This is a genomic window from Spirosoma pomorum, from assembly GCF_054776615.1.
Map to the genome: position 1 here is coordinate 1 of NZ_BAAHBP010000031.1, position 14895 is coordinate 14895.

Genomic DNA, 14895 nt, shown 5'->3' on the forward strand with positions numbered 1-14895 from the left:
TGCTTTTGTTGCTTGGTCGCTACAAAGTTGACCTGACTACCAGCTTTTTAGATTCCCCAACACACTCTTAACTTTTTTATTACTATAGAATATAGCTTTATTTTATAATTGTTGCCCAATAGCACTTCCTAAACCGATCAAATTGTAGATCGGGAAATACATACTTGATATGAACCTACGTAAAAATTTCGGGCAGTTAATTCTCGGTGTTTGTTTTCTGATAGCATGCGTTCTCTACTGGCGAAGTGAAACGGTCAGCCTTTCCTCAACCGTAAACTTGAGGAAATATTCAAATGAACAACTTTCGTATTTCTCGGATGTAGCTTTCGGGTATCCAGACAAGATCAAGAAATGGGACGAGAAAATAGCCGTCACGATTGTTGGCGCTTGTAGCGAAGCTGACAGGCTGGATGTACAAACTATTGTGCGGGAAGTATCAGATATAATAGGTAAGGATAAAATAGCATTAGTATCAGACCAGGCTAATGTATTTGTCTATTTTCCGACTTTACAACAGGATTTCGAAAGAGAAAAGCAAGGAACATTGGGTATCGATGTCAATGGATTTACTTATCCCACGTTTTCATTTTCAGATCGCCTAACTAAGGCTAAATTGTATGTAAGCCCAGCATTAAAAGGAAGATTAAGAGGTTTGGTTTTGCGCCATGAATTCTGTCATGCGTTAGGTCTGTCGGGACACTCAAAAAAATTATGGAAGGAAGATCATCTGCTTGGAGTGCGTTTGTATGACAGTATTGACGAGTTTGAAGAAGTAGATTCAATCCCGGCAGTAATACCAGAGGCTGATATAATGGCAATCAAGTTGCTATACGACAACTCAATACCAAATGGATTGAAGAAGTCAACCTTTATGCAATACTTGAAGAAGCAAAAGCTATAGAAGGTTATAAGAACAGTCGGACCTACTGAAATAATGCCTAAGATGTCGGTATTGTGTGCGCTTGGCATTCATTTCCTCTATTGGTGTTCGTTCAGGAAACGCCTAAGCCAGAAGCCGAGCGGATTATTGGTGAGTTGGTGCTCATTTGCTGTACTTGGTTCAACAAACCTATATGCTGGCGTATAAGGACGTTAAATGGTTACCTGCCCAACATGAGGGTGAGGAAGTTACAGCCGTCTATCTACTGCCGACCATTATCATTCGGGGAATTACTGTTATTCGCGTTAATTGACAATCACAATGACCACTTTCGCCGACCGCGCTATCCCGTATTATAACTCGCTGACGGCCCCTACTACGCTGCCGCCGGGCGTTGGGGTGATGAATCCCTACGAAGCACCCGCCGTCCGGCAGATCGTCGATGCATTTTATACCAAGTTCTATTCCGACACGAATCCGCGCGTTTTTGTGCTGGGCATTAATCCCGGACGGTTCGGGGCGGGCGTCACAGGCATTTCGTTTACCACGCCCCAGAACCTTCGCCGGTACTGTGGCATTGAAAACGATTTACGAGACACGCCCGAGTTGTCGAGCCGGTTTATTTACCAGACTATCGAAGCACTGGGTGGTGCGCAGGAATTTTACGGGCGGTTTTTTCTGACATCACTCTTCCCGCTGGCGCTGACAAAGGATGGCCGCAACGGCGGACCGAAGAATTACAATTTCTACGACGATCGCGTCACGACCCAGACCCTGTGGCCAGCTATTACCGAAACCGTTCGGACGCAGCTCACGTTTGGCGCCGATCAGCGTGTGGCCGTTTGCCTGGGCCGGAAGAACGAAACGTATCTGAAGCGACTCAACGATCAGCAGGGCTTTTTCGGACGGATCGTTACGCTCGATCACCCGCGCTATATTCTCCAGTACAAAACCAAAGACATCCCCGTTTACCTCGAACGCTACATTCAGACACTGCACGACTGCCTGGAACCTGCTTAAAAAAAGGCTCGCGCGAGCTTTTTTTATACCGGCTGTTACTAGAAGTCAACTCCATTGCAATGGCGAAGTTGACTATATTTTTGTCTAAAGCGGCTCAGGTAAGCTCCCAGCGTTCGCAGGAATGCAACAGCGAAGGTCACTACGTTCTTGGTAATCGTTACGTTATAAGAAGTAAAATACGGACTGAATAGACTTCTTTTGTTGTCCTAAATCAGCTTCCGATGACTTTCAAACGCTTGTTTTTCGCCTGTTTTATCCTCTTCACCCTACCTGTACTCGCCCAGACCAATTACCAGCCTGCCGCCGAAAATCTGGCAGCCCGTAAAGCTTTTCAGGACGACAAATTCGGGTTGTTTATTCACTGGGGAGTATATAGTATTCTGGGCGACGGTGAATGGGTCATGAATAATCGCAGTATCCCCGTCAAAGATTACGAACGACTGGCTACGTTTTTCAACCCAACGGAGTTTGATGCAAAAGCCTGGGTTTCGATGGCCAAAAATGCCGGAATGAAATACATCACCATCACCAGCAAACACCATGATGGTTTTGCCATGTATGATTCCAAAGTATCTGACTACGACATCGTTGATCGGACCCCGTACAAAAAGGACGTATTAAAAGCGCTGGCTGATGAGTGCCGGGCGCAGGGCATCAAATTATTCTTTTATCACTCCCACCTCGATTGGCACCATCCGGATTATTACCCACGGGGCCGTACCGGGCAGAACCTGGGTCGGCCTGAATCCGGTGATTTTAACAAGTACCTGTCGTACATGGACACGCAGTTAACCGAGCTACTAACCAACTACGGTCCCATTGGCGGCATCTGGTTCGACGGCTGGTGGGATCAGACCTCAAAAGCGAACGGCGAACTCATCAAACCCAACATTGACTGGCACCTCGACCGTACGTATAGCCTAATTCACAAACTACAGCCAGCCGCACTGATTGGTAACAATCACCACGTAACGCCCCTACCCGGCGAGGATTTTCAGATGTTCGAAAAAGACTTACCCGGCGCAAAAACAACCGGTTTCAATGTCGAGCAGACCATCAGCCAGTTGCCTCTCGAAACCTGCGAAACGATGAATGGCAACTGGGGATTCAACATCAAGGATTCCCGTTACAAAAGCACGAAAGAATTGGTCCGTTATTTGGTAAAAGCCGCGGGCAACAACGCGAATTTCCTCTTGAACGTTGGTCCTATGCCGAACGGGAAAATCCAGCCCGAATTTGTCAACACCTTAGCCGAAATGGGACAGTGGATGCAACAGAACGGCGAAACGGTTTACGGTACCCGCGGTGGCCCGATCAGCGCCCACGACTGGGGCGTCACCACCGCCAAGGGTAACAAGGTATACGTCCATATTCTGGACTGGCCCGACCGCCAGCTCAGCCTCCCCGCTATGAGCGGTAAAATCCGTTCGGCCAAACTCTTCTCCGACAAAAGTCCGGTGAAAATTACCCAGTCTCCCGAGGGCGTTATCCTGACATTAGCCAACGTACCAGCAGCCGATGCGATCGACACGATTGTCGAACTAGAGATGGCTGGAGAGAGTATCAAGAAATAAAAAGCTTTATCTGACTTCCCTTTGCAACATGCTCACTCGCTTGATTCCTTCTACTAAAGAAGCCTTGCCTGTTGTGGGGCTGGGTACGTGGCAAACATTTGACGCGGCTACGCCCGCGGCTAAAGAACCGCTGAAGCAGGTTTTACAAATGCTGCATCGGTCCGGTGGTTCGCTGATTGACAGCTCGCCCATGTACGGCCGATCCGAAGCCGTAGTTGGCGAGCTGACAGACGGCTCGGGCCTAGAAAACCAGTTTTTCTACGCGACCAAGGTGTGGACGCAGGGCCGGGAAGCCGGAATTCGTCAAATGGACGAATCGTTCAAACTCATGCGTCGGCAAACAATGGATTTGATGCAGATTCATAACCTGGTTGACTGGAAAACGCACTTGGCTACCTTAAACGACTGGAAAGCATCCGGTAAGATTCGGTACATTGGCATTACGCACTACACCGACTCCATGCACGACAACCTGGAGCAGATTCTATCGAAGACACCGGTCGATTTTGTCCAGTTTAATTACTCCATCGTTTCCCGTAATGCCGAGAAACGACTACTAGCTGCGGCTGCTGATCATGGTGTTGCTACGCTCATTAATCGCCCCCTGGGCGAAGGTGGCCTATTCGCTAAAGTACGCGGTAAACAACTACCCGACTGGGCAAAAGAGTACACCATTGAGAGCTGGGGTCAGTTTTTCCTTAAGTTTCTCCTGGCGCATCCGGCCGTTACGTGTGTCATACCCGGCACCAGCAAGCCGGAACACATGGCCGATAACGCCCGAGCGGGCTTTGGCCCCCTACCTGACGCAAAGACGCGGGAGAAAATGGCGGGGTTGATAGTCGCCTTGTGAGCCTATTATGAAGCAGCTAGACTAGAGCCTGAACTCGATTTAACCAGATAATTAGATAAATAAACCTTCTGGCCCGAAGTTGGTAGTTAAGGAAAATCAATAACTCAACGACCATGAAAACTTCGAAAATACTCGACAAACTAAACGTATTCGACCGCACCACTCCAGCAGAGAAACTAGGTAAAGCGGTGGGTATTGGTCTGTTAGCTGGCCTGGCCGGAACCGTTGCGATTACTATCTCGCAGGCTATCGAGATGAAAATCACGGGCCGGAAGCCGAGTAACACGCCGGTTGATGCAGCGTCTAAAGTGTTCCATACGAATATCGCCAAAGAAACCAACACGGATAAGCAAACGGCATCGCAGGGGGTACACTGGGCCTACGGTACCAGCTGGGGGCTGGCGCGGGCCGTCCTGGGGCTAGCCGGCGTAACGGGAGCCCCTGCGACACTAGCTCACTTTGCTGCGATCTGGGGCGCTGAGCAGGTCATGCTGCCTAGTCTCAAACTTGCCCCGCCCATCACGGAAGAAGAACCCAAAACAATCGGTATCGATGTCGTCCACCACGCCGTTTATGCGCTGGCCGCTGGCCTGGTCTACGATGCCTTTGCGAAGAAAGACTAATCAGTTCCTTCCTAAAAGCAGCGGGGCCGTGATTGACGTAATCACGGCCCCGTTGTATTTAGAAACCAATCTTGCCTTTGCGGCTGTTTGGTTTCTGATCGGTTGCCCAGTCGCGCATCTCGGCCAGTTCTTTTTCATATCCCCCCGATAGGATCGGGAAGCGGCACCAGGACCGAGGATCGAGGTTATGATCGTCCAGATGAAATGATGGCGCGTACCGCTCGCGTTTCCACTGGTTCCGACTCCAAAGTTTGAAGAAACGCTCCACCCACACCAGTAGTGTGTCCCGATCATACTGCCCAGCGTAACGCACCTCTATTTGCTTCAATACCTCTACGGGCGGCTGCTTATCGCGGATTGCGGCTATCTCAATGGAGTTCAATACGTCATACGGCATCAGATCGTCTTCGTCGGTCTGCTTCCGGTCCAGCGGCCGCAGCTCGGCCGTTGGTTGCAGGTTATTAACAGCCTGCAGCCCGCTGATTTTGATAAGTCGGTCGGGAACCTCCGATGCGGCTGCCAGACTGGTTCGATCCGTTGGCTCCGGTGCATTCTTGACGTTGAGCCCTACTGTTTCGAGCCAGCGTAGCCATCCCCGCAGGAAATGCTTATCGATGCCTGTAATTGGACTAATGCTGCCTGCTGTATCGCCATCCATGGTTGCGTAGCCAACGGCTGCCTCTGATCGATTCGACGTACTTAGCAGCAATGCATTGTTGATGTTAGCCAGCATCCAGATACTTGGGGCACGTACCCGCGCCTGAATATTTTGCAGCGCCAGATCATCAGTATCCCACGACAGCTCCCGGCCGAGCTGCTGTTCGATCAAACCCCGATACGTCTCGACTAGACCGTTAACATTGATATTCAAAAATTTAGCGCCAATATCATCCGCCAGTTCTTTCGCCGAACGGAACGTATCATCCGATGAGTTTTCGGTCCCCTGGTACATCACCGTTAGCAATTTACCAATGATTTCCTCAGCGGTTTTGCAGTCCTGAATGGCTTTGATGTAGCCCAGCTTTTTCTTGACGCCATCAAGGCCCAGGTTCTCGACGGCCATCCGGATCATTAGAAAGACCGTGGACGCAATCGCCGACGAATCGGCTCCACCCGACAGCGACAAGACGTAGCCCTGAGACCGACTTTTGCGTAAGTAATCAAACAACCCTAAGGCGACGGCCCGGGCAAATTCTTCTTCTTTCAGATAGCCCCCCCGCTCCCAGGCTTCGAGCTCAGGATGTTGAACAACAGGCGCAATTTCCGGCCAATCGAACGTATTTGTTACCCGTAGGTTCGGGTAGGCCAGCGCTAGATTACCCCGGTTCTGAACCTGACTCAGCCGGGTCGCTTCTACGTCGACAACGGCGGGAACGATTACCAGATCTTCGTAGCTCAGTCGAGCCCCCGATACGAGTAATTCGCCGTTAGAAGCCACCATCGCATCGCCGTCGTAAATGGCACGGCCCGCTTCATTTCCCAGCAGGTTAGCATAAACGTAACTGACCCCAAAGGCCCGCGACCCATCGACGACGAACCGTTCGCGTACCTGCGATTTGAAGAATGAGAAGTGACTGGCCGTGGGGTTGAGGATGATATCAACGCCCCGCTCGTACAGCATCCGACCGGGGCGGTTGGCAATCCAGGCATCCTCGCAGATTTCAAACCCGATTCGGATACCAGACAGATCAAAGACAACATCCCCGAATGGATACATGAACTCGCCTATTTTGATCTCATCCCGAACGTAGGGCGTCCAGGGCTGAAACCAGCGCGATTCATAGTGGATCCCGTTATTGGCCATGTACTGCTTCACGGCAAATCCCTGAATCCGCTTGTTAGCAATCAGGCAGGCTACGTCGAACAAACGGTTGTTGTGCCGAAGCGGTAAACCCAGCGCCACAGCTATGTCACCCGTATGCTCAACAATCTCTAGCAGGGAGGTAATCGATTGATCGACGGTATTCTGGGCGAAGAACGCATCTTCGCAGCCATAGCCCGAAATACAAAGCTCCGGCAGACACAGCAGACTTATTTTCTGTCGCTGTGCTTCTTCGATCGCATTAATGATATTCTGTTTATTGTGCTCCCAATCGAGAGGAGTTTGGTTGAGTACGCCAGCGGCAACTTTAAGTAGTTTCATGAATAAAAGCGAATGAGTAAAAAGGTAGCAGAGCGAACGAACATCGCCAACACCAGCCAATAACCGAGTACATAGATAACAAGGATGATCGACAAATGGGTTTATCGAATAAGTTCAGGAATCCAGAAAACAGACCATAGGGGCACTCGTTTTTCTTTATGACAGGATTTCAAAGCAAAGTAGCGTTAAGCGAGCCTCTTCGTGGAGATTAGTTTATACCTAGAAATCCCAAAAAAAAGTATCCTAACCACTCTTCTATTTGGCTGAAAGAAACGTATCGCTTTCTGTTTATGATTACGTTACGCTTTTGTTAAAACCCACACGCAAGCTGTTAACTACCTGACAGAGTTCGTATTTTTGTCTGTACTTGTTCAACCGATAGACGTATGGATAACCGACGGGATTTTTTGAAGAAAGCGGCTCTACTGGCCGGTAGTGCAGGATTACTGGATCATCTGCCCGATTCCATTCAGAAAGCGCTGTCTATCGCACCCGCCCCCGGCAGTACGTACCTTGACGCCGAACACGTGGTTATTCTGATGCAGGAAAACCGGTCGTTTGATCATTGCTACGGCACCCTGCGGGGGGTTCGGGGCTTCAACGATCCACGAGCTATTACGCTGCCCAATCAAAACAAAGTCTGGCTACAGACGAATGACGCGGGTAAAACGTACGCGCCTTTTCGGCTAAATCTGAAAGATACGAAGGCTACCTGGATGAGCTCGCTGCCCCACTCGTGGACGAACCAGGTTGATGCCCGTAACGGCGGCAAATACGACCGCTGGCTGGAGTCGAAAGCGTCGGGTCACGCCGACTACGCCGACATGCCGCTCACGCTGGGCTATTACAACCGTGAAGACCTTCCTTTTTATTACGCCCTGGCCGACGCGTTCACGGTTTGCGATCAGCATTTCTGTTCGTCGCTAACGGGTACTACGCCTAACCGATCCTACCTCTGGAGTGGCACCATTCGCGAAGACGCGACTGCACATGCCCGCGTTCGCAACGAAGAACTGGATTATGACCGGCTGGCCAGTTGGCCCACGTTCCCGGAACACCTGGAAGATAACGGCATTTCCTGGCGGGTGTATCAGAATGAAATTAATCTGTCGAGCGGACTAACGGGCGAGGAGGATTCCTGGCTCGCTAATTTTTCGGATAATCCCCTCGAATGGTTTTCGCAATACAACGTCAAAGCTGCCGACAGCTACCGGCAGTTCCGCGCCGATCAGCTCCAAAAACTACCCAGCGAAATTAAGGCGCTGGAGGACAAGGTCAATGCGCTACCAGAAACGACGCCTGATGGCAAAAGTGCCCGGCGCACGCTTCGTCAAAAGAAAGAGCAGCTAGTATACCTGACGAAGGAAGCTAATCAGCCAACCAAATCCGTCGATCAGCTTTCGCCCCGCGAGCAGGCTCTGCACCGAAACGCATTTGCCACCAATAGTGGCGATCCAGATTACCGAAAACTGGGTACGTTTACGTATCAGGATGGAGCTGAGAGCCGAACCATTACGCTACCCAAAGGTGACATTCTGCATCGGTTCCGGACGGACGTTGAAAAAGGCACCTTGCCTACTGTGTCATGGGTTGTCGCGCCAGAAAACTTCTCCGATCACCCAAGTGCCCCCTGGTACGGTGCCTGGTATCTGTCGGAAATGCTGGATATCCTGACCCAAAATCCGGAGGTCTGGAAGAAAACAATCTTTATCCTGACTTACGACGAAAACGACGGGTATTTCGATCATATACCTCCTTTCGTAGCTCCTCACCCCAATCGTCCCGAAACAGGTTTGGTTTCAAAAGGCATCGACACACGGACGGAGCACGTAACGCTGGAGCAGGAAATGGCCCGGCCGGTCAATGACGCCCAGAAAAGCTCGCGAGCCAGTGCTATTGGCCTGGGCTACCGGGTGCCGATGGTCATTGCTTCCCCCTGGAGCCGGGGCGGTTACGTCTGTTCAGAAGTATTTGATCATACGTCGGTGCTCCAGTTCCTGGAAGGTTTTCTGAGTCAAAAGGCAAAAGAAGATGTCCGCGAAACCAACATCAGCGCATGGCGCCGAACTGTTTGTGGTGATCTGACATCAGTGTTCCGCCCGTACAACGGCGAGTCGATTTCGCTGCCGACGTTTGTCGCTAAAGAGCCGTTCATCGAAAGTGTGCACAAGGCGAAGTTCAAGGACGTACCGAGCAACTTCCAGGCGTTGAGCGAAGAAGAAATCAAGCAGATCAATCAGCAGAAGAGCCCGGCTAAGCTGGTCCAACAGGAAAGCGGCACGCGCCTGGCCAATGCCCTTCCCTATGAGCTTGTCGCCGACGGCAAACTAAGCACCGACAAAAAAGCGTATCAGATTACTCTTTCGGCCCGGAGCAAGCGCTTTGGCAAAGCCTCCGCCGGATCGCCATTCATGGTTTACAATATGGCCGATCATTCCGTGCGCGATTACGCCGTTTCACCCGGCGACACGCTCACCGATGCCTGGCCGGTTGCCAACGGCAGCACCTATCATTTCCGGGTGTACGGTCCCAATGGTTTTTTCCGGGAATTCATGGGCAATCCAGCCAGTTCGTCGGTACAGATTCAATGTGATGATATGCTGTTGATTCCCAAACGAGTTGCCGGTCTGACATTCCAACTGACCGGGCCAGCCGCCAGCTTGGTTACGATAACCGACAACGCGTACCAATACGGCTCACAGGAAAAGTCGCTCAGCACTGAGCTAGTCAAGGTACAATTCAACCTGGGAAAAACCCAGGGATGGTACGATTTCAGTATTCGGATTGAAGACGACGCTACGTTCGAGCAACGCTACGCTGGTCGGGTCGAAACGGGCGAAATCAGTATCAGCGATCCGGCGATGGGTTTTGTAGTTACGGCGTAGCGAATACTACATCGTGGGGTGCTGCAGAAAGTACGCTGTTGTCAACGTGAAAAAGTGGCGAGCGTCATCAAGTAGCAACTTAGCATCTAGTTCATCCAGATACGCTTCCATATCATAATCCGCAGCTTGGCGAGCGGCAAAGCTGTTGCCAACAATTTTACTGGCATGCATATCAAATCGGTTTGTTTTCACGAACAACTCGCTAAACTTGGCCCGAGCGGCAGAGTGCTTCTTGGTATAAACTCCTTCTGAAGCCAGAAGTGCAGAAACACAGTAAAAAATAGCGTAATACGCTCGGTTTGCCAAGGCTAATACGCGGCCGTCTTCATACAGATACTCTGCATCTTCCAAAGCCGTTTCAGCATGGTCAAGAAACCGAGTAATATGTTCTTTCATAGTACAACGCCTTCTCTACGCGCTTCCTGATACACAGGTCCGAAAGACATCAGGTAGTTCTTACAGGAAACCGGCAGCGGAGATATGACTAACCCATAGTTAAGCAGGAAAGTAGCCTCCAGCTCTGCTATGCGACGGATTTCAGCATAGGTATTTACTTTGTCGTCGTTTAGCACGACCATCAGGTCAACGTCAGATTCACTGTTGTAGTCACCACGAGCGTATGAACCGTACAGCACTACATCGCGTAACCGATCGCCATACAAGCCTTGTAAGGCCTCTTTAAATTCACGGATGATGGGTTCAACGACGGGACTGATCATAACGTCTGATTTTGAGCAAAGTAACATCTTCTTCCGGATTCAGTCAACTGAGCAACGTAGGCGATGTCATTTGGTCGGACTGCGTTTCCGGCCGCACAAGCTCGGTTTGATAACGCTTTCGAAAATACAGAAACGACGTAATAACCAGACCGCTATACAGGGCGGCCAGTATATAAGCGCCGTTGATAAAGAAAGCGAGATAGCTGATTGACGACTGGCCAAAGTTTTTGTACAGCAGTACCGCTACACTACCCATGTATCCGTAGTAGTCGGCCAGCGTCACGATAAAACCCACTGTACTAACGTAGCGAAAGGAAGCAACCAGCCGTTCAAAATACAGTCCGTTGCAAGGCACGTAGCCCATGTAGAGTCCTAAGCCTGTCAGCAGAAACCAGGTACCCGTCGAGAGCATGCCGGCGCTGTAACCCCAGGTGCTGATACCAACCAGCAGACCGCCAAACAGCATAATCCCGTTCAGCAAGGCAAACGCCCGGAAGTTGTTCGTCACCCGTTGCAGCAATGCCATCACGACCAGCACGCCCACGGCGACCAAGGTTTCCGTTTTGGCAAAAATACCCGGATTCGATACGCCCGCATCCCGAAGAATCTCAGGGCCGAAGTTGTCACGGAAGTCACGGAAGGCCGACAGCAATACGTAAGAGATCAGTAGCAATACCAGTCCTGGCCCGAAGTTCCGGACAAACGCTTTTCGTTCGTGCGCGTTCATGGGTTTACGTTCCGTTCGTAACGCCTGATCTTCGTTGTTTGGCGGTGGTAATAAGGTCAGCGCATAAACGGAGATCAGCAGCGGAATTACGAACAAAGCTCCTGTCACAAACGGCAGCCAGAACTCCGACACGCCCCAATCGGCCCGGATAGTCAGCGCCACGGTCTTGACAAAACCCGACGCGAAAATAAACGAGGCTGTTAGTCCAGCCATCAGCGCATCGGTCTGCCGCCGTCCTTCCAGGAAGCCCAGCATGATGCCGTACACCATTCCCAACGGCAGTCCGTTCAGAAACAGAAAAACGATATTCCAGGGGGCGGGCACCAGGGCGAAACCCAGCAGGGCTAGCTCGGCAAAGCCGACAAATAGCAGAATATTCAGCGCCCGACGCCCCGGCGACATCTCCGATACGACTTTGACCCCGATCCGTTTGGAAACCGCATAACCCAGCACCTGCGCTGTGATCAGCCAGATCTTGTAGTTTATTCCCGCGAAGGCAACGCCTTCGAACGTAACGGCCGTAATTCCTTTACGGAAGGCATACATGCAGGCGTATGTACAGAAAGCGGCTACGGCGCCGAACAAAACAAAAACGGTCGGGTGTCGGAGAAAGCGCATCCAGTTAATTGGTACAGCAATGACAAATGAGCCGGAATCTTTAGCGTACAAACTACAGTCCACTGGCCAGAAACCCTAACTCTATTGGTTTTTCGGCAGCCACAGGGCCAGATAATACGCGATGTCGGGCGTCGGCAAACCAGGAATCTTGGCCTGCTCATCCCAGACGCGCATCTGTAGAATTCCTTTCATGTAGGGATTGTCCTCAAAATCGGCCGCTTCGTCGGCAGTCATTGGTCCCCCCTGAAACTCCAGCGTTTTCAGGCTTGCATCCGACAAGCGAGCAAAGTAACTCGGGTTTTTGAACGTCAGGTATCGCTTGGCGTTGACGTGGTGCTCGATCAGTTGCGCCGTTTTTTCGGAGAACCCCAGCCCCCGCAGATAGTCAGCGCCCAGCCGCTCGTGATCGATGGTCCCGTAGCCATCCATGTAGCCGTTATCGGCGGGCAACAAGTGACCAATGTCATGCAGCAAAGCCGCCAGGATGGTGTCGGCATCCCCTCCCGCCTGCTCGGCCAGCAGGGCGCATTGCAGGGCGTGTTCAAGCTGAGTGACTGGCTCTCCGAAGTAAGCCTCATCGCCACTTTGGGCGAACAAAGCCTTAATCTGTTCTGAAACGGGCTGACTCATTCGCTGTAATGCACAAAGGTTCGTTCTACGGTGCCATCGTCGTACAGATCAAACAGGGCGTACCCCGCTTTGGTCTGCTGGTACATATCGCTTTTCCACCAGTTGCCGCTCACGGCACCGTTGCAGAAATACGTAACATTATTGTAATCGACCCGATCCAACAAGTGCATGTGCCCACTCAGAGCTGCTTTTACATTCGGGTACTGGTAAAACAGTTTCAGCAATTCGGGGGTGTTTGACAAAACCAGCCCCGCCGAAATTCCCCACATACCATCCTTGACGTTTGATTCACTAAAGAAACCCGTCGGACTAAAGATCGGAATGTGCGACAGGATCAGCACCGGCGTATTTTTACTCGTTTTCGCCAGATCCTGTTTCAGCCAATCCATCTGTTCCGGGTCGATATTTCCTGTATACCAGGCACCATCGGGTTTAGTTTGTACGCTATCCAGAATGACGAAGTGCCAGCCATTTTTATCAAATGAACGGTATCGATTACCAATTTTCATCAGATCGACGGCCCATTTTTTGCCGTACGCCGGATCGCTTTTCGCCTGTTCGTAGCCCCAGATGTCGTGGTTGCCGATGCAGTACTCGATGGGCAGCGAGTTATTAGCTTTGGCTACCGTGTGCCAGGCGTCCCACTGCTTCTGCACCTCAGCGCGGTCCTGTTTCAGCGCATCCATGATGACATCACCGCCATGTAGGATAAACGTCGGTTTATCTTTCTGATCCTGCACGTGATGAAAGCACTTGGCAATGGCGTCCATCGGTTTAGCCTCGGGCGTAATGTGCGTATCACCAAGATAAGCAAAGCGGACGCTCCGTTTACGGGCAGCCTGCGACGCAGCAGGCAGCAGTTCAGTCGTTGTAGCCAGCGGCAGCAAGGTCGCTGATTTTAGAAGGGATCTACGATTCATGGGCGTAGTAGGAATAAGTTCTAATTCACAAACAGCTTAGAGCAGGCCAAACGGGCTTTTTTGTCCTGCTTCGGCACCGGCCGCCTGACTATGTCAGCAGGACAATAATAACCTAATGTATTCTCGGCAACTTGTTGAATAAGCAACGGGTTAAAGGACAAAGATGCGTTTGGTCACCGGTTACTGCCAATCACCGTATTGATAGGCGCGCCCACCGGATGGTTAGCCGTAAAGGTATAGCCCATTAGCTGGGCCAGCGTGGCCGCAATCTGATTCTGGAACAGCAGCGGCCCGCCTTTCTGCTCACCCGAAGTGGACACGCCCGACGTAGCGACGCCCGACGTGACGACGCCCGCCCCCAGCGCACCCAGCCATATTTGATAAGAGTCCATCGTTTTGTTGCCGTGGCTTTTCCATTGTGCCTTGGGCGTGTGCCCCCGGCCGTGGTCGGTGGTGATGAGCAACGCTGTTTTACCCGCGTATTGCGACATCCGCTGGATCATCTGCCAAAGGTCAGCCAGGTACGTATCGATCGACTTCACCATATTCAAGTGATCCAGGTAGCGCCCAGCGTGGGCCAGGTCATCGGTTTCATCGAACGACAGAAACAGCACCCGCGGTTGATGCTGCTTTACGTACTGACGAGCGGTAAAGTAGGTCAGAAAATCGGCCCGAACACCGTCGCCGAACTCACGCGGGTACAGGGTTGTGAGGTCACTCAGCAGTGAGTCGGTCTGCGTACGCGGTTGCGCTGGTTCGTTGGCCGAGCTGGCGTAGATACCGCTCCGTTTCTCGTTGACGGCAGCTTCGATAACGTCCCAGGACGAGAAGACTGCTACTTTCCCTTTTAGCTTCGGTTGCTGATTGAGGTATTCGAGAACCGTTACGTTCGGATTATCGACTTTGTCGTTGGAGTCGATCCGGTCGTCGGCGTAACCACTCAGAATTTCATTATAGCCGGGATAACTGAACCAGTGCGGATTCGTTACGTTCATCCGGCTATTCAATCTCCGGTTGCCGTATAGTTGTCCCTGTTTTCCCACCGTCTTCCACAGAAATGGTAGTACCAGCTCCCGACGTTCGGTCGGCGTAGGCCTCCAGTACAGTTTTCGGGCTGCGGCCGTATCGCGCGTATAGGCGGGGTCAAACAGCAACGTCGAATCGGCCCCTTCAAACACTTCCTGCCAGCGAACGCCATCCAGCGTAACCAAAATTACGTTCTGAGCCGGTTGCGCCACTAATGAGCCGCTCATGAATAGGATCAGCCAGGACAAAGAAAGACGTATACGATTCATGAGCGGGTCTA

13 protein-coding genes are annotated in these 14895 nt (G+C 51.4%); 6 read left to right on the plus strand and 7 right to left on the minus strand.

Annotation, left to right across the window (positions count from 1 at the left end):
- The first annotated feature begins 169 nt into the window (after nt 1-169).
- From ACYVAD_RS19320 to ACYVAD_RS19340, 5 genes are all read left to right on the plus strand, one after another.
- Nucleotides 170-901 carry a hypothetical protein gene (locus ACYVAD_RS19320; protein ID WP_461141170.1) on the plus strand — a complete coding sequence of 244 codons (732 nt, stop codon included), beginning with the start codon at nt 170-172 and terminating at the stop codon, nt 899-901.
- Between the two features lie 300 nt (nt 902-1201).
- Entirely contained in the window at nt 1202-1900 is a 699-nt protein-coding gene (locus ACYVAD_RS19325; RefSeq protein WP_461141171.1) for a uracil-DNA glycosylase family protein, read from the plus strand.
- A 221-nt stretch (nt 1901-2121) separates the two neighbouring features.
- Entirely contained in the window at nt 2122-3474 is a 1353-nt protein-coding gene (locus tag ACYVAD_RS19330; protein WP_461141172.1) for an alpha-L-fucosidase, read from the plus strand.
- A 28-nt stretch (nt 3475-3502) separates the two neighbouring features.
- Nucleotides 3503-4324 carry an aldo/keto reductase gene (locus tag ACYVAD_RS19335; protein ID WP_461141173.1) on the plus strand — a complete coding sequence of 274 codons (822 nt, stop codon included), beginning with the start codon at nt 3503-3505 and terminating at the stop codon, nt 4322-4324.
- Between the two features lie 113 nt (nt 4325-4437).
- On the plus strand, nt 4438-4947 hold the full coding sequence (locus ACYVAD_RS19340) for a hypothetical protein (protein ID WP_461141174.1): 510 nt from the start codon (nt 4438-4440) through the stop codon (nt 4945-4947).
- 58 nt (nt 4948-5005) lie between these two features.
- Here the strand turns inward: ACYVAD_RS19340 and nadE are convergent, their stop codons facing one another.
- Nucleotides 5006-7090, minus strand: coding sequence for an NAD(+) synthase (gene nadE / locus ACYVAD_RS19345; protein ID WP_461141175.1), 2085 nt, complete (start codon nt 7088-7090; stop codon nt 5006-5008).
- A 386-nt stretch (nt 7091-7476) separates the two neighbouring features.
- On the opposite strand from nadE, the gene ACYVAD_RS19350 reads away from it, so the two are divergent.
- Complete coding sequence (locus ACYVAD_RS19350) at nt 7477-9975, plus strand: phosphocholine-specific phospholipase C (RefSeq protein WP_461141176.1); 2499 nt, start codon at nt 7477-7479, stop codon at nt 9973-9975.
- A 6-nt stretch (nt 9976-9981) separates the two neighbouring features.
- On the opposite strand, the gene ACYVAD_RS19355 is transcribed toward ACYVAD_RS19350, so the two are convergent.
- From ACYVAD_RS19355 to ACYVAD_RS19380, 6 genes are all read right to left on the minus strand, one after another.
- A complete protein-coding gene (locus tag ACYVAD_RS19355) occupies nt 9982-10371 on the minus strand; it encodes a HEPN domain-containing protein (protein WP_461141177.1) in 390 nt (129 codons plus the stop codon).
- Complete coding sequence (locus ACYVAD_RS19360) at nt 10368-10694, minus strand: nucleotidyltransferase domain-containing protein (RefSeq protein WP_461141178.1); 327 nt, start codon at nt 10692-10694, stop codon at nt 10368-10370. Before ACYVAD_RS19360 ends, ACYVAD_RS19355 begins: the two co-directional genes overlap by 4 nt.
- 43 nt (nt 10695-10737) lie before the next feature.
- Complete coding sequence (locus ACYVAD_RS19365; RefSeq protein WP_461141179.1) at nt 10738-12039, minus strand: DUF5690 family protein; 1302 nt, start codon at nt 12037-12039, stop codon at nt 10738-10740.
- A gap of 81 nt (nt 12040-12120) precedes the next feature.
- Nucleotides 12121-12669 (minus strand): HD domain-containing protein, encoded by a 549-nt coding sequence (locus ACYVAD_RS19370; protein WP_461141180.1) that lies wholly within the window; start codon nt 12667-12669, stop codon nt 12121-12123.
- Complete coding sequence (locus ACYVAD_RS19375) at nt 12666-13589, minus strand: metallophosphoesterase family protein (RefSeq protein ID WP_461141181.1); 924 nt, start codon at nt 13587-13589, stop codon at nt 12666-12668. The genes ACYVAD_RS19370 and ACYVAD_RS19375 overlap by 4 nt, the downstream gene beginning before the upstream one ends.
- 173 nt (nt 13590-13762) lie before the next feature.
- Nucleotides 13763-14884 (minus strand): alkaline phosphatase family protein, encoded by a 1122-nt coding sequence (locus tag ACYVAD_RS19380; RefSeq protein ID WP_461141182.1) that lies wholly within the window; start codon nt 14882-14884, stop codon nt 13763-13765.
- Nucleotides 14885-14895 lie beyond the last annotated feature (11 nt).